The organism is Mesorhizobium sp. CA7 (assembly GCF_020165015.1).
Lineage (GTDB): Bacteria > Pseudomonadota > Alphaproteobacteria > Rhizobiales > Rhizobiaceae > Mesorhizobium.
The window spans coordinates 30,307-46,861 of sequence record NZ_JAIUHH010000005.1 but is presented as its reverse complement, the minus strand read 5'-3'; the positions used below and the strand labels follow the sequence as shown (position 1 = coordinate 46,861).

Here is a 16,555-nt window from a genome sequence, read left to right as displayed (position 1 = left end):
GATGTTCTCGAACCCGGACTACGTCGCCTTCGAGAATTCGGTCTCGATCGCACGCCGGTGCAACGTATCAACGACGACCTTATCTCGCCTCGCTCCGCGCCTCGGCTTCAGCTCCTTCAAAGAAATGCAGAACTGCTTTCGCAATGATATCCTTGATCGAAAGGGCAGCGGAAACCGAGCTAACAAAGCAACTGCATCGATCGCCAGACCCTAAGCTGCGTTTTATTAGCGGCGACGGCTTTAATGACAGCGCGGAGCCGATTTGCGTCGAGATGTTCCATCGGTGTGTCGCGTCAGGTCAGAGGGTACTCTGGGTCGACCTTCAGGCTTAGAAATCGTTCGATCAACCATGAATTCTTCTGTTGGGTCGCACCGTCAAGGTCGAGCCACCCCATCGTGTCCTCAAGCCGTCTCGCTGCGTGAGAAAAGGTCTTCGCCAGCGCTCGAGCTGGCAGGTCGATGACTACAGCTTTCGAAGCGAAGTTGAGCAACTCATTGGTAGACGAGGTGCTGGAACTGCGCCAACGGACACTGCCGTCCAGTTGAGTGGAACCTTCCGATCGATGCTGCCTTATCTTCATGTTTGAAGAAGCAGCGAGAGGAAGCAATTGAGCAGCATTGCCTGGCGGAGTCTGCTTTTACTGCCGGTGCTTGCGCTGGCGCTGGCCTCCTGCTCCTCATCTGAAACCGTCGAACAGCAATCGAAGCTTGCCGCCTCGACGGCGGAGGCGGCGGTATTGGTGATCGATGCCTGGCTTTCCGGCGCCGCACCGCCGCACTATGCATCTGAGGCCCTGCAATCCTTTGCCGGCACGCTTGGTGATGCCGACCGGCAAGTTCAATCGGCCCCCTCATCCGATATCGCAAGGCGGGACGCGCTGAGGTCGGCGGTCGGCCGGCTGACGCTCGCAGCAGCCGCGGCCGAGCGCGCCGTTAAGGCTGAACAGCAGATCCAGGCCAGACAGGCGCGGCAGGATCTTCGCGCCGCGCAAGCAGATCTCGCCGCGGCCTATCGCCAGTATTTTGCGCAGCAGCAATGAAGAAGCTGCTCGAAATTTCACTCGGTGTCGTGACCAGCGTCGGCGGCTTCCTGGAGGTCGGCTCGATGGCGACGGCGGCGCAGGCCGGTGCATTGTTCGGCTACCAGCTCATCTGGGCCATTGTCCTTGGCACCGTCTGCATAGCCTTCCTGGTCGAGATGGCTGGCCGGTTCGCCGCCGTGAGCCATCACACCATTGCCGACGGCATCCGCGAACGGTTCGGCTTCAATGCGTTCATTTGGCCGCTGCTTGCGGTCTTGTTGGTCAACTTCCTGGTGCTGTCCGCCGAGATAGGCGGCGTTGCCATTGCCGCCGAGCTTGCCACAGGCATCGGTTTCCAGTGGTGGGCCTTGCCGGTCGCTTTCCTTGCCTGGCTGCTGCTGTGGAAAGGCACGTTCGGCCTCATCGAGAAAGGGGTATCGATGCTTGGCCTGGTCACGCTCTGCTTCGTAGTCGGGGCGGTGATGCTCCGCCCCGATTGGAAAGAGGTGGCGGTCGGGGCCGTGCCCAGCCTGCCGCAGCACGACACGGCGACCTACTGGTTCATGGCCGTCAGCATTCTCGGCGCATCGATCTCGCCTTATCTTTTCATGTTCTATTCGTCGGGCGCGATCGAGGACCAATGGGACAAGAGTTACCTCGGCGCCAATCGGGCGATTGCCGGCCTTGGCATGGGCTTCGGAGGGACGATCTCGGTCGCCGTGCTGATCGTGGCCGCGCTTGTGCTCGGCGCCCATGGCGTGAACCAGGTGGATGACTATAACCAGCTTCCGCTGATGCTGATCCCGATCTTCGGCTTCTGGGGCTTCGTCCTTTTCGTTGCTTCGCTAGGCATTGCCTGTTTCGGAGCCGCTCTAGAAGTAGCTTTGCAGCAGGCCTATCTGGTCGCGCAGGGATTCGGTTGGACCTGGGGCGAGAATCTGAAGCCGCGCGACGATCCCGGATTCAGCCTCGTCTACACATTGACGCTCTTCCTCGCCGCCGTCCCTATAGCGCTCGGTCTAGACCCGTTGAAACTCACCATCTTCTCGATGGCGCTGACCGCGGCCAGCCTGCCGCTGACGGTCGTTCCGTTCCTTTTCCTGCTGAACGACGACCGCTATGTCGGCAAGCATCGCAACGGTGTCATTTCGAACGCGGCCGTGATCTTCGTCATCGCGCTCGGCTTCGTGCTGGCGGTGGTGACCATTCCGCTGCAGATATTCGGAGGCACATGATGCAGCTGCTGCGCGATATATTGGACAAGCAGGTCGTCGATCGCGAGCAGGTCAAGATCGGCAAGGTTGACGGCCTAGTCGCCGAGCTGAGGCAAGGCAAGCCGCCCAGGCTCGTTGCCGTCGAACTTGGCTCGATCGCATTGGCGCGCCGGCTTGGCGCGCAGCCAGGGCGGTGGACGGCGCGCCTCGCGGCAAAGCTTGGCGGCAAGCGCCAGGCAAGGCCGCATCGGATCGCATGGAACAAGGTGCGCGACATCGGCGTCGACATCGAATTCGATATCGACGTTCGCAGGACGAAGATCTTTGCCTGGCAGCACTGGTTGCGCGATCACGTCGTCGGCCGGATCCCGGGAGCCTGACGATGGCGAATGTGAACCTCGAGCATCTGGCCGGCCGGCGCGTGTGCTCAGAAAGCGGCAAGAGCATCGGCTACATCGAGGAGATCATCGCCGAGCAGGATGGTGACGATCTCGTCGTCACCGAATTCCATATCGGCATCTTCGCGGCGTTCGAACGTCTGTCCGCGTCGACCGTCGGCACCGCATTGCTCGATTTTTTCAAGCTGCGTCGCAGGTCGGGCCTCTATCGCATACCTTGGGACAAGCTCGACATTACCGATCCGGCGCACCCGCGGCTGCTCTGCTCGGATGACGAGCTTTCGGGATTAGAAGATATTGGCAATTCTCGCACAAGTCCCGCTCCCCTCCATCAGCGCGACAGTTGAGGCAGCGGTCTCCCGATGTCGTCCGAGACGCTTTGCACCGATCCGCGGGCGCGCCGTCTGTCCAGATGAGCCCGGACTTGCCGACGCCAAGGCCGCTACTCTTGCCATATTGCATTTATGCCCAAGGAAACTCCTCCTATGCGGAACGATCGAGTCCAACTGCCGTTACCGTCAAAAAGACAGGAGCGAGCAATGACTGGACGCACCACCCACGATCAGCAGATACGTGTCATCGAGAAGCGTGAGAATACGAAGAACGCGCCCAAGGAATTCGAGGCCAAAGCGGAGCTGAAGCGGTCGGCGGCGGAGCGCGAGGCACGGCGGAAGGGGTCGAGCCTCAGGGGCGATACGCCTGACCTGGTCGATCCAGACGATCGCAATATCCTTCGCGGCAAAAATCAAGAAAGTGCCCATAACAGGAATCGAGGTTCCAAGTAGGACCGCCTTCCGCGGCAACCCCAGGGCCTCCCGGCCGCAATCGGTGCCTTCTCGATAATCTGTGGCAGCAGTCTTTTGCGCAACTTGCCCGGATTCTCGACGAATAACTGTGATCGGCTTCGACGTGTTCGACTGGAAAAGGTCTCCAGGCTGAATCACCGCCTTCGCTAGCGGTTGACCGCCAAAAGACCGCAGCCCCGGCGCCCGCGGGAATGGAACCTCGCCCATCCTGCAAAGTTAAAGCGCGGGAGCGGTTGTCATGTCAGCAAACGCCGGCCTTCTGGTAGGCTTCGCATTTTGGTTTCTTGCCTATGCCAGCAACTGGGTCGCAGCCGAGGAACTCGGGTATCAACAAGCGAAGGTCGTCAAACCTCCGATCGAGCCCGTAATTCCGGCTGCGCCGCAATTCTCGAACCTAACCGCATCCCAAGACCCGCCGGGCAGCGGGCTGTCGCTGTTCCTGAGCAACGGTTGTGGTGCATGCCATACTATAAGAGGCACCGAGGCCCGCGGGACGATTGGCCCGGACCTTTCCCATGTCGGATCGCGATCAGCGATCGGCGCCGGGGTCCTGCCTAACACCGAGGAAGCCATTGCACGTTTTGTCGCTCGCCCTGATCTGTTCAAGCCAGGCGTGAAAATGCCGGCGTTCGACATGCTGCCGCAAACCGAAATCCAGACGATCGCGCGATATTTGAAAGCCTTGCAATGACGCGTGGTTCTCGTACCGAATTCGGGACAGCGTCGTCCAATGCTACTGCCGAAGAAGACGCCGTTCGCGTGGCGAACCAGCCGATGATGATCCGCGTGAAGCATGTCGTATTCGGCGCCATCGGTTTGCCTGTCGTCCTATTGCTTGGGGCATGGATCGGCTTTTTCAACGTCGGCGCCAGCAGCGGCCATTGGAAGGTGACGGCCTGGTTCCTTCAGCTCGCCATGCGCTCGGCCGTACGCACCTATGCATTGGCCGTGGACGCGCCGAAAACGCTCGACCGGCGGGGGCTCGCGGCGGCAGCCGGACATTTCGCGCGAGGCTGCGCGATCTGCCACGGCGCGCCTGGCGAGCTCCGCTCGCCGGCGGTGCTGCGGATGCTTCCGCAACCGCCGGATCTCGCGCTCACGGTCGGAGATTGGACCGACGCCCAGCTTTTTCGGATCGTCAAGCATGGAATACGGTTCACCGGCATGCCCGCCTGGCCGGCCCGCGACCGCGATGACGAGGTCTGGGCAATGGTTGCTTTCCTGCGGGAACTTCCAAAGCTCAATCCGAATGAATTTCGAGCGCTTGCCTTCAATGGCAGCGATGCTACCAGCAGCGATCGGCAACCCGCCACCCCGGATGTTCTCTCCGACTGCATGCGCTGCCACGGAGGCGACGGCGAGGGCAGGGGTGACGCCGTGCCCGTGCTGGCCGGGCAGAAAGAAGCTTACCTGCTCGCCAGCCTTCAGGCCTATGCCAAGGGCGATCGCACGAGCGGCTTCATGGCTCTGCCGGTGACTGGTGTCGACCCCGCCGATCTGGCTGCGCTTGCCCGGTATTTCGCGGCGCAGCCGCCGGTATCAGCGGACCGCGATCAAGTTTCGGCGGTGATCAACAAGGGACAGCAAATCGCTGAGGCCGGAATTCCGGAGCGGAACGTGCCTGCCTGTTCCGGCTGCCATCTCGGCTCCGACAAAAATCCGATCTATCCGCGCCTCGACGGTCAGCGTGCTGCTTACCTGGAGCGGCAGCTGAAGCTGTTCCGGTCCGAGGACCGAGGCGGCACGCCGTTCTGGCATATCATGGCTACCGCAGCCCAACGCCTCACGGACGACGATATACAAGCGGTATCGGCCTATTTTTCCAGACGTGCTGAAGGTCCTCGGTGAGCACAATGCGCCTGCTGTACAAGGCGCCTCGAAATCGGTTCAAGGAACTTTATCCCATCCTGCCAGTTCCAACTCCGCACAGACGGCCTGAGCAGACAGCCGGCTGAAGCATCCTTTGCGGGTGAACCAGGCTGAATGCACTTCCGGCGGCCTTACGAGACATGGAATTTCGGGACTGCAGCCTGTCCCGGCCTCCTGTCGCAGCTATGGCGCGTAGATGCCGCAGAACAGAAGAACGCCGCCGATCAGGCAGAAGGCGAGGAGTGTCGCAACGTAGAACCCGTGTTCGCGGAAAATCCTGATATCGCGTTTCAGACTCACGGCTCAGCCTCTTCGACACTTTACGAAGCCCACAACACGGAACGGGACCGGCGAGTTCCGGATCTTGTGTTTCGTCTGTTTCGGAGAGCCCCCAATTGGCGGGCTTTGGCCAGCCTTCCGGCTGCAGCCGGCGCTCTCGTCTCTGGCTGCACCGGTATGCAATCGGCCCTCGATCCGCACGGCGAGCGGGCCGACGCTCTTGCTGTTTTGTTCTGGATATTCACGGCCGTGCTCGGTCTTGTCTGGCTGGTCACCATGGCTGGGTTGTTCTTCGCGCTGACACGCCGGCGAGATAATCGCGGCGAACCGGCGCAAGCGCGTCCAGCCATCAAACGGCCGGTGCGTATCGCCTTTGCTGCGATGCTGGCATCGACCGTCATCATTCTCTCGGGCCTGACCGTGCTCAGCTTCGACGGACAAAGGATGGTTTTCAGGGATGGGGCCGGGGCGGCCGTAACAATATCCGTCATAGGGCACCAATGGTGGTGGCAGGTCCGCTACGAAGGAAAGAATGGTTTCGAGACTGCAAACGAGATTCGCATTCCGGTAGGCAGCGCGGTCGACATCAAGCTCACCACGGGTGACGTGATCCACTCGTTCTGGATACCGAGCCTCGCCGGCAAGCTCGATCTCATTCCAGGCAAAAGCAATGAGCTCCGTATCCAAGCGGATAAGCCCGGCGTGTACCGCGGCCAATGTGCCGAATTCTGCGGCCAGCAGCATGCGCATATGGCGATCTTCGTGGTGGCGCTGGAGCCGAGCGAATTCGAACGCTGGCGCGCAAAACAGGCCGCGCCGGCAAGGCCGATGGCTCATCTTGCGAAGCAAAATGCCTTTGCTTCCGCGGCATCGTCTCCATTCGCCGCCCTTTCGGAGCGTTCGCGATGAACCAGGCGCTCGAAGAACGTCACGAGACCCGTGACACCGATCTGGATGACCAGGAACTGCGCGCGAGGCTGAGCAAGACCTGGGGCACGGCGCGTGGTCTGATAGGCATTCTCTCGACAGTCGATCACAAGATAATCGGCATCCGCTATACCGTCACCGCCTTCGTCTTCCTGTTGGCCGGCGGCATCATGGCGATCATCATGCGGCTGCAGCTCGCGCGGCCGGACAGCCACCTTGTCGACGCCGAGCTCTACAACCAGCTTTTCACCATGCATGGCACGACGATGATGTTCCTGTTTGGGGTGCCGGTCGGCGAGGCATTCGCCGTCTATCTGGTGCCGCTCATGGTCGGCACCCGCAACATCGCCTTTCCGCGCCTCAATGCCTTCTCCTACTACGTCTATCTGTTCGGCGGCCTGATGTTGTGGGGCGCTTTCGCGTTGAGCATCCGCCCTGATGTCGGCTGGTTCTCCTATGTGCCCCTCGCAAATCTGAATTTCACTCCAGGCAAGGGGCCGGACTACTGGGCGCAGATGATCACTTTTACCGAAGTCGCAGCGCTCGCAGTCTCGGTGGAGATCGTCGTCACAGTCCTGAAGCAGCGCGCGCCGGGCATGACGCTCGACCGCATTCCACTCTTCGTATGGACGATGCTCGTCCATTCCTTCATCATCATCTTCGCCATGCCGGCGATCATGCTCGCCTCGTCTATGCTGATCATGGAGCGGCTGGTCGGCACGCAGTTTTTCAATCCGGACGCGGGCGGCGATCCGCTGCTTTGGCAGCACCTTTTCTGGTTCTTTGGTCACCCCGAAGTCTACATCATCTTCCTGCCTGGAACCGCTTTCGTGTCGGCGATCGTGGCGACATTCTCCCGGCGGCCGGTCTTCGGCTATTTGCCGATGGTGCTGTCGCTGATCGCGATCGGCTTTTTGTCCTTTGGCTTGTGGGTTCACCACATGTTCGTGACGGGCCTGCCTGAAGTCGGCGCCGCATTCTTCACCGCCTCCAGCATGGCTATAGCCATTCCAAACGGGGTCCAGATATTCTGCTGGATCGCGACGCTATGGGACGGCAAGCCGGTGCTCAAGACGCCGTTGATCTTCGTGCTCGGTTTCTTCTTCATCTTTGTCGCCGGCGGGCTCTCCGGCGTGATGCTGGCGTCGGTGCCAATCGATACGCAGGTGCACGACACCTATTTCGTCGTCGCTCATTTCCATTACGTGCTTATAGGCGGCACCGTCTTTCCGCTTGTCGCGGCCGTCTACTACTGGTTCCCGAAAGTGACGGGCCGGCTCATGGATGAGCGGCTTGGCAGATGGCAGTTCGCCCTCGCCTTCACTGGTTTCAACGTCACGTTTTTTCCGATGCACCTGCTCGGCCTGCATGGCATGCCGCGCAGGGTTTACACTTACCCTGCGGAGATGGGCTGGGGCGGGCTCAACCTGCTCGCCAGCGCCGGCGCGCTGCTGTTCTTCGCAAGCTTTCTACTCATGCTCTACAACATGATTGCCAGCGCCCGCTCGGGCGCCCTTGCCGGCGACAATCCTTGGGGCGCCGACACGTTGGAGTGGGCGACCAGCTCGCCGCCCCAGCCGCAGAACTTCGATCGCATTCCCTGCGTCACAAGCGGCTCGCCGCTATGGGATCAGGGCGACGACAAGGCGGTGGTCGGCGGCCTCAAGGTTGATGAGCGCGAACTGCTCGTGACGAGCGTCACGGAGGCCCGGCCTGACATTCGCGAGGAATCGCCGGCGCCCTCGATCTGGCCCTTTCTGGCGGCGTTTGCCACAGCCGTCGCGTTCATCGGCTCGATCTACACGCCCTGGGCGGTTACTTGGGGTTCGCCCGTCGTCGCCATCGTGCTGGTCGCCTGGTTCTGGCCGAAAACCATCGAGGAGAATGTCTAGATGGCCCGCAGCGTCATCGATGTCTCGGGTTTGCCGACCTATGCCTTCGGTTCGCGTGTCACCCCCTGGTGGGGGACCTTCTCGTTCTGCCTGCTGGAGGGAACTGGCTTCGCCCTCGGCATCGCAGGCTATCTCTACCTGGCCGTTACCAACAAGGACTGGGCGAAGGACGCGGTGCCTTTGAGCCTGCTCTGGTCGGCGCTCTTCACGCTCGTCCTTGTCGTCAGCGCACTGCCGAATTTCCTGATCAAGCGAGCAGCGATGCGGGAGAGCTTGCGCTCGGTCCGTCTGCTGCTGCTGATCATGAGCGCGATCGGGCTGGTGCTTATCGGGCTGCGCATCATGGAATTCTCGGCCTTGCCGGTACGCTGGAGCGACAATGCGTATGGCTCCTTTGTCTGGCTCCTTCTCGGCCTGCATGGCGTGCACGTCCTCACTGACGTCGCCGACACGTTGGTCTTGGCCGTGCTGATGTTTACGCGGCACGGAACGGGCAAACGCTTCAGCGATGCCGAAGACAATGCTTTCTACTGGTATTTCGTCGTGCTCTCATGGCTGCCCCTCTATGCCGTGCTCTATTGGCTGCCGAGGTTCTGATGCGGATCGCCCGCTCCGCCGGCGAGGCATCTTTGCTCGCAGCATGTGTTTCGGCGCTGTGCATCATGCCGGCGCCCGCCGCATTCGCACATGGTGCAGGCCAAGGAACCGGCGGCTGGTCCATCACCGGCTTGACCGTGGTTCCGCTTGGCGTCGCGCTGCTTATCTACAGCGGTGGCATTGCGCGGCTGTGGCGGCGGGCAGGAGCGGGGCGCGGCGTCGCATGGTGGCAACTGGCCTGCTTCGCGATAGGGTGGTCAGCGCTTGCCGCGGCCCTGATGTCGCCGCTGCATGAATTGGGCGAGCGGCTCTTTACGGCGCATATGCTCGAGCATGAGGTCCTGATGGTGGTTGCTGCTCCTGCGCTTGTCCTGTCGCGCCCGTTCGGCGCCATGATGTGGGCGCTCCCGCCCGTCATACGACGCCGCCTGGCGCGCGCGGCGCGATGGCCGGTCTTGCGAATAACATGGCGAGGCCTGATTGAGCCGGCCTCCGCAACGATCCTGCACGGCCTTGCCATCTGGTCATGGCACATGCCGGTTCTCTTCGATGCTGCACTCGCAAGCGAGCCGGTGCACTGGCTGCAGCATTTCAGCTTTCTGGCAAGCGCGCTGCTCTTCTGGTGGGCCTTACTCAATGGCCGGGCGCGCCGGAGAGGCTACGGCGCGTCGGTGTTCTATCTGTTCTTCACCTCGATGCATTGCGGGCTGCTCGGCGCGATTCTGGCCCTGTCAAAAAATGAGCTGTTCGTTCCGAGGAACTCAGTGGCGTCACAATGGAATCTGACCGTTCTCGAAGACCAGCAACTTGGTGGCTTGATCATGTGGGTGGGGGCCTCCGCCTTCTACTTGGCGGCCGCATTGATCTTGGCGGCTTTTTGGATCGGAAGCGGATCGTCCGCTACAAAGAAGGTCGCCGGCACTGCGAGTTCCATGCGAAATTAATTGTCATCCAGAAGCGTTGAAGGCAGCAGGGCCTCGTCCTCGGTCTCGTCTCCGGTAGAGATGCCGATCGGGTGCGACTGGATTATCCGGTCCTCAAATCCTGCCCATGAGAGCCAGGACTATCAAGATGATAAGTATGACGCCGACGAGGCCTGAAGGCCCGTAGTTCCAACCTGAGGAATACGGCCAAGCCGGGATCGCGCAGTTCCTCCGACGCCACGCACGGCGCCTGATGACCGTCTACCTCCAGCGCTTCGCGCAACAAGTCGAGACCGTCGACATGGAGACGATTCTCTCGGCCTGGACCTGAAGCTATGCGACGATCCTCACCGGCACCGATTTCGCCGCCGGGACGTGCGCTTTATGAGCCCTGTGCCACAGCGGAATCAAAGGATTGAGTTCGGGATAATAGCCGGCGCAGTTGCCGCTTGGTATGGAGTAAGGCGTGACCCGCAGGCCTCCCACCCGCCGCTCGACGCCGTCATCGGCATGCGCCTCGAGAGCGACTTCCTGCCCGGCGCTGAGCCCCATCCGTCTGATGTCTTCCTCGTTCATCAGCAGGACCATTCGCGTTCCGATGATGCCGCGCAACCGGTCGCGATAACCATACACGGTCGTGTTGAACTGGTCGTTCGACCGTACTGTGATCAGCGTCAGTACGTCCTCGCCCGACACATCGATGTCTGGGTCGGTTTCCAGTGTGGTGGGCAGCTTGAAATTCGCCTTTTTGTTCGGCGTTTCCCAGACGCGCTTCGACGCCTTGATGTCGCGATGGAATCCACCTGGCGTGAGGAAGCGTTTGTTGAAATCCTTGAAATGTGCCGGGAAGCAGCGCTCGATCTCGTCGCGGATGCGGGAATAGTCAGCGACCCAGTCGTCCCAGGGAATCGAACTCATGCCGGCGACGGTCGCCTTGGCGAGTTCCGCCACAATGCTCGGCTCGGACATGAGATGCTCGCTCGGTTTTGGCCGCGACCCGAAGGAGCCGTGAATGCAGGCGGTCGAATCCTCCATCGAGACCCATTGCGGCCCGCTGGCCTGAATGTCCTTCTCCAGCCGAGACAGGCATGGCAGCAGATACGTGACTTTCCCGGCGATCAAATGGCTGCGGTTGAGCTTGGTCGCGATCTCGACGTGCAGGTCGAGGTTCCGCCAGGCCTTCTCGACCAGTCCGGTTTCCGGAACGGCCCGCACGAAATTACCGCCGAGTCCGACGAAACCGCGAACCCGCCCGTCGATCACGCCCTCGCACGTCTCGACGGTATCGAGCCCCTTATCCCGCGGCGGCTCGAAGCCGTAGAAGTCGCGAAATTTGTCGAGCGGGACGAGCTCCGGCTTTTCGGAAATGCCGACCGTTCGCTGTCCCTGCACGTTGGAGTGTCCGCGCAACGGCGATATGCCGGCTCCGGGCTTGCCGATATTGCCGCGCATGAGCAGCAGGTTGCACAGCATCTGCACATTCTCGGTGCCGTGGCGATGCTGAGTGAGCCCCATGCCGTAATTGCCGATCACCGCATTGGCCGAACTGTATATTTCAGCGACATGTTCGAGATCAGCCCGCGAGATGCCGGAACGTCGAACGATGTCTTCCCAACCGGTCGCGCGCAGATAGGCTTCGAAGTCGGCAAAGCCGTATGTATGCTCCTCGATGAAAGCGGTATCGAGGACGCGTTTTCCGCCTCGCTCTCGGGCTGCGTCATCGAGCGCCAGCACAGCCTTGGCGATACCAGTCATGGCCGCAATATCCCCGCCCGCCCGGATCTGGAAGAAATCGCTCGACATTTTCGTCCCTGGGCCTGGCGACAGCATCTCGACCGGGTTCTGCGGGTTCTTGAATCTCACCAAGCCCCGCTCCCGCAGAGGGTTGAAGGTGATCACCGGGACCCCGCGCTGGCGAGCGTCCTCGATGGGGTGTAACAGGCGCGGCGCGGTGACACCGGTATTGTGGCCGAAGAAGAACATCATGTCGGATTTGGCGAAGTCCTCCAATTGCACCGTGCCGACCGGAGAGCCGATCGATTCCGGTAGGCCGACCGACGTCGACTCGTGACACATGTTCGAGGAATCGGGCAGGTTCGAAGAGCCGTAGATGCGGGCGAAGAGCTGATACATGAACGAGGCCTCGAGCGAGGCGCGTCCGGACGTGTAGAAGACCACGGACTTCGGGTCGAGGCGCCTGAGTTGAGCGCCCATATCGCCGAACGCGTCCGGCCACGCCACAGGCTCGTATTTGTCGGTGGCGCGGTTATAGCGCATCGGCTCCGTCAGGCGTCCCTGTTTCTCAAGATCGTGATCCGGCCAATCCAGGAGTTCGGTCACGCTATGGGTGGCAAAGAAGGACGGCTCGCAGCGCCTGCTGGTCTGCTCCCACATCGTTGCCTTGGCGCCGTTCTCGCAGAACTCGAAAGGCCGCGGCTCGGCCGGCTTCGCCCATGAACAGGAGACGCACATGTAGCCATCCGCCTTGTTCTGCTTCAGCAACGTGCTCCATATGTCGGACAGCAGCAGCCCCTGGTCCCGCGCGTTGCGGATCAAAGACTTGAGCGAGCCCCATCCGCCGGTCGGATGATTGTATTTCTTGATCTCGACGCGATCGGTGACAGCAGGTTCCATGTGAGTCGTCCAAAAAAGAGGAAAGCAAAGGGAAAAACCAAAGCGGGCCTCAGTTGTTCCAGCTTGCCTCGCCAGTGACTCATCGTAGGCGGCCAGTGCTCAGGCTCGCTAACGGTAGCGCACGGTCGTGTCGGATGGCTCAATTGTGTCCACAGAGGCGCTGCCAATCTCCACCAAGAGTGCCGAAGGGCGATGCCAGACAGCCTTGAACCGAGCGGACGATTGAGGTGGTGCCCGTCTATCATCAGCTTCGCGCCGCCCAGGGCAACCGTTGACGTCCGGCCGCCGCTGCGCTGCGCTCGTTGATAGGAGAGATCGTGCTCACGCCCGGCGACAAGCGCGGCGAGGTCCATGCCGAGCTATGCGGCGAGCTGCTCGGCATTCTCAAACTCGTCAACCCTGATCGCGCCAGGGGTACGGTGCGGCTCAGATGTCGGGTTATAGCGCCCGGGCGGCGAGCGACACTATGGTTCGAAAGGCTCTCCCAGCGAAGCCACGCCGTTGAGCTTGAGCAGACGCCGGTTCGAAGAAATGATGCCCAGCACGACGATTGTCACGAGATAAGGTAGGCTCGATAGAAGTTGCGAGGAAACGTCGAGCCCAGTTGTCTGGGCCGCGAGGCTTGCGAGGGACACGGCGCCGAAGAGGCAAGCACCAAGGAAGATACGGCTGGCAAGCCAAGTGCCGAAGACGACGAGCGCGATCGCGATCCAGCCGCGCCCGGCGATCATGCCATCGGCCCAGAGCGGAGTGTAGACCACGGCCGCGTAGGCACCGGCGAAACCCGCCAACGCGCCGCCGAAAGCGACCGCGGCGAAGCGCACGGCGATTACCGGATAGCCGAGCGCACGGGCCGCCTTGGGATTCTCGCCGACGGCGCGGATGACGAGGCCGGTCTTGGTGTAGGCAAACACCGCCCAAATGGCGACGGTCGCAGCAAGCGAAAGCCACACGACAATGTCTTGGCTGAACAGGCCGCCGATGACGGGGATATCTGAAAGCCAGGGCAATGAGAGCTTCGGAAGCCCTTTGACCGTGAGGCTCTCAAAACTCTTGCCGAACAGCGCCGACAGGCCCTGGCCGAGGATGCCTATGGCGAGGCCCGTCGCAACCTGGTTCGCCCGGAATCCCAGCGCCACGACCGCAAAGACAAGGGAAAGAGCGGCGCTGGCGAGACCAGCGGCGAGAAAACCCAGGAGATGCCCGCCGCCTTGATAGACGATGATGAAGGCGATGACTGCGCCGAGGGCCATCAGGCCCTCCACACCGAGATTGAGGACCCCGGCGCGCTCTGCCACCAGTTCGCCGAGCGCCGCCAGAAGGAACGGCGTAGCCGCCGCCAACATCCCGGCGATGATGAACTCCACGGCGTTCATGGCGTGCTTGCGTGGGCGGCATGGCGCCATTCGAGCCGATAGCGGACGAAGGCGATGGCGACAAGATAGGCCAGCAGCAGGCTGCCCTGGAAGACCCTGACCGCAGCGACTGGCAGATTTGCCGAGACCATGGCGTTATCGCCACCGATATAGAGGGCCGCCATGAGCAACGCGGAAAAGACGATACCGACGGGGTGAAGGCCTCCGAGATAGGCGACGATGATGGCGGCATAGCCGTAGCCGGTCGAGATGGAGCGCTGCAACTGTCCGAGCGGCCCGGCGACCTCGGCCGCTCCGGCGAGGCCTGCCGCGAAGCCACCGACGAGGAGCGAAAGCCAGATCGCACGTCCTTCGTTGAAGCCGGCGTATCCGGCGGCGCGCGGCGCGAGGCCGCCGACCTGCAGCTTGTACCCCGCGAAACTCCTCTGCATGAACACCCAGGCGCCGAGGGAGAAGGCGCAGGCGACAAGCAGTGAGACGTTGACGCGGGTGCCGGGGATCAGGATCGGCACCGTCGCGTCGTACTGGAACATCACCGATTGAGGGAAGTTGAAGCCATTCGGATCCTTCCAGGGGCCGAGAAGCAGATAATTGAGCAATTGCGCGGCAACGAGCGCCAGCATGAGCGACACGAGAATCTCGTTTGCGTTGAGCTTCACGCGCCAGAAGGCCGTTAGCGACGCCCACAGCGCGCCGCCCAGCGCGCCGATGACCAGCATGGATGGCCAGATCCACTGGCCCGTTGCCTGCGGGAACCAGACGGGAATGGCGGATGCGAAGATCGCGCCGAGGATGAACTGACCCTCGGCGCCGATGTTGAAGACCTTCGCGCGAAAGCCGATCGCAAGCCCCTGCGCGATCAGCAGGAGCGGCCCCGTCTTCAGCAGAACTTCCGAGAACGAGGCCCAGGACAGGAAAGGCTCCAGAAGCATCGCGTGGAAAATAGCGACCGGATCGCGGCCCATCAGGAGGTAGAGGCCGAGATTAAGCAGCGTCGCCAGGGCGAGCGCCATGGGCGGGGCGACCAGCTTCACGGTAAGCGAGGCATGCTCCCGGCGAACCAGAACCGGAAGGAACGGCCTGGAAAGAGCGCTCATGCCGGGACCTTCGTGGCCATTGATTGCGCGCCGATCATGTAGCGGCCGATCTCCTCGGGTCTGGTGTCGCGCGTCACCAGCGGCGGGCTCAGCCGGCCCTGATGGATCACCTGGATCGAATCGCAGAGTTCGAACAGTTCCTCCAGCTCCTCCGAGATGACGAGGATGCCCATGCCTTCATTGCGCAGGGCGACAAGGCGCCGGCGGATGGCGGAGGCCGCGCCGATGTCCACGCCCCAGGTGGGTTGCGCCACGAACAGCAATTTCGGGGACAGCATGATCTCGCGGCCGACGATGAACTTTTGCAGATTCCCCCCTGAAAGCGCGCCGGCCTCCGCTTCGGAACCGGGCGTGCGCACGTCGTATTGCCGGATGCAGTCCTCGGTGAAAGCCTTCGCCCGGGCTGTGTCGACAAGGCCGCGTTTCAGCAGGCCGAATGGATGGGCGGTCAGAAGGCTGTTGAGGACGAGCGACATTTCCGGCACCGCGCCGCGGCCGAGCCGCTCCTCCGGAACGAAAGCGAAGCCCAGCCGGCGGCGGGCGGCCGTATCGAGCGCGCCGACATCCTTTCCCATCATGTAGATGCGATCGGACTTTTCGCGCGGCAGCACCGTTTCGCCCGAGATCAGCGCCGCGAGTTCGCTCTGCCCGTTGCCCGATATGCCCGCTATGCCGAGGATCTCACCGGCACGCACCGTCAGATTGACGTCGCAAAGCGGCACGGCGAAGGGATCATCGGGCTGATGGTCCAGGCCCACGATTTCGAGGCGCTGTTCGCCGCCGGAATGCGCCAACGCCGGCATGGGCTGCGGCATGTCGCGGCCGATCATCATGCGGGCGAGGTCGTGCGCGTCATGGTCGCGCGGGTCCACGTGGCCGGTGACGCGCCCGCCGCGCAGGATGGTCGCTCGGTCGCAGACCGCCCGGATCTCCTCCAGCTTGTGCGAGATGAACAGGATCGAAACGCCGCCGTCGCGCAGCCGCCGCAAAGTCTCGAACAGCTTGTCCACCGATTGCGGCGGCAGGACAGAGGTCGGTTCGTCGAGGATCAGAAGCTGGGGTTCGGTCATCAGGCAGCGAATGATCTCCACCCGCTGCCGTTCTCCCACCGAGAGCGCGTGCACATGGGCAAGCGGATCGACCTCGAGTCCGAAGTCGCGGCCGAGCGCACGGATGTGTTCCGCGAGATCCGATTTGCCCTTGGGCACGACCAGGCGGATGTTCTCCACCACCGTCAGTGTTTCGAACAAGGAGAAATGCTGGAAGACCATGCCGATCCCCTTGCGCCTCGCATCCGCGGGGGAAGCGAGGGCCAGGGGGTCTCCTTTCCAGGTCGCCATTCCGGCGTCCGGCTGCTCGACGCCGTAGATCAGCTTCATCAGCGTCGACTTGCCCGCCCCGTTTTCCCCGAGGATCGCATGGATCGAGCGTGGAGCCACATCCAGATCGATGTCTCGATTGGCATGGATCTGGCCGTAGCTCTTGGAGATGCCGCGCAGCGACAGGAGCGGGACAGTCACG

16 protein-coding genes and 1 pseudogene are annotated in these 16,555 nt (G+C 62.0%); 12 read left to right on the top strand and 5 right to left on the bottom strand.

Annotation, left to right across the window (positions count from 1 at the left end; all coding sequences use genetic code 11):
- Window positions 1–647: 647 nt before the first annotated feature.
- From LB552_RS12550 to LB552_RS12500, 11 genes are all read left to right on the top strand, one after another.
- A complete protein-coding gene (locus LB552_RS12550; RefSeq protein WP_224606134.1) occupies window positions 648–1,040 on the top strand; it encodes a hypothetical protein in 393 nt (130 codons plus the stop codon).
- Window positions 1,037–2,257: an NRAMP family divalent metal transporter gene (locus LB552_RS12545; protein ID WP_224606117.1), complete on the top strand. Its 1,221-nt coding sequence runs from the start codon at window positions 1,037–1,039 to the stop codon at window positions 2,255–2,257. Before LB552_RS12550 ends, LB552_RS12545 begins: the two co-directional genes overlap by 4 nt.
- On the top strand, window positions 2,257–2,616 hold the full coding sequence (locus tag LB552_RS12540) for a hypothetical protein (protein ID WP_224606115.1): 360 nt from the start codon (window positions 2,257–2,259) through the stop codon (window positions 2,614–2,616). Before LB552_RS12545 ends, LB552_RS12540 begins: the two co-directional genes overlap by 1 nt.
- Before the next feature lie 2 nt (window positions 2,617–2,618).
- Window positions 2,619–2,981 (top strand): hypothetical protein, encoded by a 363-nt coding sequence (locus tag LB552_RS12535; RefSeq protein WP_224606112.1) that lies wholly within the window; start codon window positions 2,619–2,621, stop codon window positions 2,979–2,981.
- Window positions 2,982–3,173: 192 nt separating this feature from the next.
- Window positions 3,174–3,419 (top strand): hypothetical protein, encoded by a 246-nt coding sequence (locus LB552_RS12530; protein WP_224606109.1) that lies wholly within the window; start codon window positions 3,174–3,176, stop codon window positions 3,417–3,419.
- A 259-nt stretch (window positions 3,420–3,678) separates the two neighbouring features.
- Window positions 3,679–4,131, top strand: a complete 453-nt coding sequence (locus LB552_RS12525) for a c-type cytochrome (protein ID WP_224606106.1) — start codon at window positions 3,679–3,681, stop codon at window positions 4,129–4,131.
- Window positions 4,128–5,288, top strand: coding sequence for a c-type cytochrome (locus tag LB552_RS12520; RefSeq protein ID WP_224606104.1), 1,161 nt, complete (start codon window positions 4,128–4,130; stop codon window positions 5,286–5,288). Before LB552_RS12525 ends, LB552_RS12520 begins: the two co-directional genes overlap by 4 nt.
- A gap of 477 nt (window positions 5,289–5,765) precedes the next feature.
- Window positions 5,766–6,497: a cytochrome c oxidase subunit II gene (gene coxB, locus LB552_RS12515; protein ID WP_224606101.1), complete on the top strand. Its 732-nt coding sequence runs from the start codon at window positions 5,766–5,768 to the stop codon at window positions 6,495–6,497.
- Window positions 6,494–8,407, top strand: a complete 1,914-nt coding sequence (gene ctaD / locus LB552_RS12510) for a cytochrome c oxidase subunit I (RefSeq protein WP_224606084.1) — start codon at window positions 6,494–6,496, stop codon at window positions 8,405–8,407. Before coxB ends, ctaD begins: the two co-directional genes overlap by 4 nt.
- Window positions 8,408–9,004, top strand: coding sequence for a heme-copper oxidase subunit III (locus LB552_RS12505; RefSeq protein WP_224606081.1), 597 nt, complete (start codon window positions 8,408–8,410; stop codon window positions 9,002–9,004). It abuts the gene before it with no gap.
- Window positions 9,004–9,948, top strand: coding sequence for a cytochrome c oxidase assembly protein (locus LB552_RS12500; protein ID WP_224606062.1), 945 nt, complete (start codon window positions 9,004–9,006; stop codon window positions 9,946–9,948). Before LB552_RS12505 ends, LB552_RS12500 begins: the two co-directional genes overlap by 1 nt.
- A gap of 93 nt (window positions 9,949–10,041) precedes the next feature.
- Here the strand turns inward: LB552_RS12500 and LB552_RS12495 are convergent, their stop codons facing one another.
- Entirely contained in the window at window positions 10,042–10,146 is a 105-nt protein-coding gene (locus tag LB552_RS12495; RefSeq protein WP_224606936.1) for a DUF3309 family protein, read from the bottom strand.
- A gap of 5 nt (window positions 10,147–10,151) precedes the next feature.
- On the opposite strand from LB552_RS12495, the pseudogene LB552_RS12490 reads away from it, so the two are divergent.
- Window positions 10,152–10,258 (top strand): annotated as a pseudogene (locus LB552_RS12490) (cysteine hydrolase); the annotation flags it as partial.
- Window positions 10,259–10,260: 2 nt separating this feature from the next.
- Here the strand turns inward: LB552_RS12490 and LB552_RS12485 are convergent.
- From LB552_RS12485 to LB552_RS12470, 4 genes are all read right to left on the bottom strand, one after another.
- The gene (locus LB552_RS12485; protein ID WP_224606059.1) at window positions 10,261–12,561 is read right to left on the bottom strand and encodes an FdhF/YdeP family oxidoreductase; all 2,301 of its coding nucleotides are present in this window, start codon (window positions 12,559–12,561) and stop codon (window positions 10,261–10,263) included.
- Between the two features lie 464 nt (window positions 12,562–13,025).
- Window positions 13,026–13,937 (bottom strand): ABC transporter permease, encoded by a 912-nt coding sequence (locus LB552_RS12480; RefSeq protein ID WP_095768621.1) that lies wholly within the window; start codon window positions 13,935–13,937, stop codon window positions 13,026–13,028.
- A complete protein-coding gene (locus LB552_RS12475; RefSeq protein ID WP_224606039.1) occupies window positions 13,934–15,034 on the bottom strand; it encodes an ABC transporter permease in 1,101 nt (366 codons plus the stop codon). The genes LB552_RS12480 and LB552_RS12475 overlap by 4 nt, the downstream gene beginning before the upstream one ends.
- Complete coding sequence (locus LB552_RS12470; protein WP_224606036.1) at window positions 15,031–16,554, bottom strand: ABC transporter ATP-binding protein; 1,524 nt, start codon at window positions 16,552–16,554, stop codon at window positions 15,031–15,033. The genes LB552_RS12475 and LB552_RS12470 overlap by 4 nt, the downstream gene beginning before the upstream one ends.
- Window position 16,555 lies beyond the last annotated feature (1 nt).

Bases quoted from the DNA above. Each gene is read 5' to 3' on its own strand.
- LB552_RS12530 (WP_224606109.1), top strand. From the start codon at position 3,174: ATGACTGGACGCACCACCCACGATCAGCAGATACGTGTCATCGAGAAG.
- LB552_RS12500 (WP_224606062.1), top strand. From the start codon at position 9,004: ATGCGGATCGCCCGCTCCGCCGGCGAGGCATCTTTGCTCGCAGCATGT.
- LB552_RS12480 (WP_095768621.1), bottom strand. From the start codon at position 13,937: ATGAACGCCGTGGAGTTCATCATCGCCGGGATGTTGGCGGCGGCTACG.
- LB552_RS12520 (WP_224606104.1), top strand. From the start codon at position 4,128: ATGACGCGTGGTTCTCGTACCGAATTCGGGACAGCGTCGTCCAATGCT.
- LB552_RS12545 (WP_224606117.1), top strand. From the start codon at position 1,037: ATGAAGAAGCTGCTCGAAATTTCACTCGGTGTCGTGACCAGCGTCGGC.
- LB552_RS12475 (WP_224606039.1), bottom strand. From the start codon at position 15,034: ATGAGCGCTCTTTCCAGGCCGTTCCTTCCGGTTCTGGTTCGCCGGGAG.
- LB552_RS12485 (WP_224606059.1), bottom strand. From the start codon at position 12,561: ATGGAACCTGCTGTCACCGATCGCGTCGAGATCAAGAAATACAATCAT.
- coxB (WP_224606101.1), top strand. From the start codon at position 5,766: ATGCAATCGGCCCTCGATCCGCACGGCGAGCGGGCCGACGCTCTTGCT.
- LB552_RS12505 (WP_224606081.1), top strand. From the start codon at position 8,408: ATGGCCCGCAGCGTCATCGATGTCTCGGGTTTGCCGACCTATGCCTTC.
- LB552_RS12540 (WP_224606115.1), top strand. From the start codon at position 2,257: ATGCAGCTGCTGCGCGATATATTGGACAAGCAGGTCGTCGATCGCGAG.
- ctaD (WP_224606084.1), top strand. From the start codon at position 6,494: ATGAACCAGGCGCTCGAAGAACGTCACGAGACCCGTGACACCGATCTG.
- LB552_RS12525 (WP_224606106.1), top strand. From the start codon at position 3,679: ATGTCAGCAAACGCCGGCCTTCTGGTAGGCTTCGCATTTTGGTTTCTT.
- LB552_RS12535 (WP_224606112.1), top strand. From the start codon at position 2,619: ATGGCGAATGTGAACCTCGAGCATCTGGCCGGCCGGCGCGTGTGCTCA.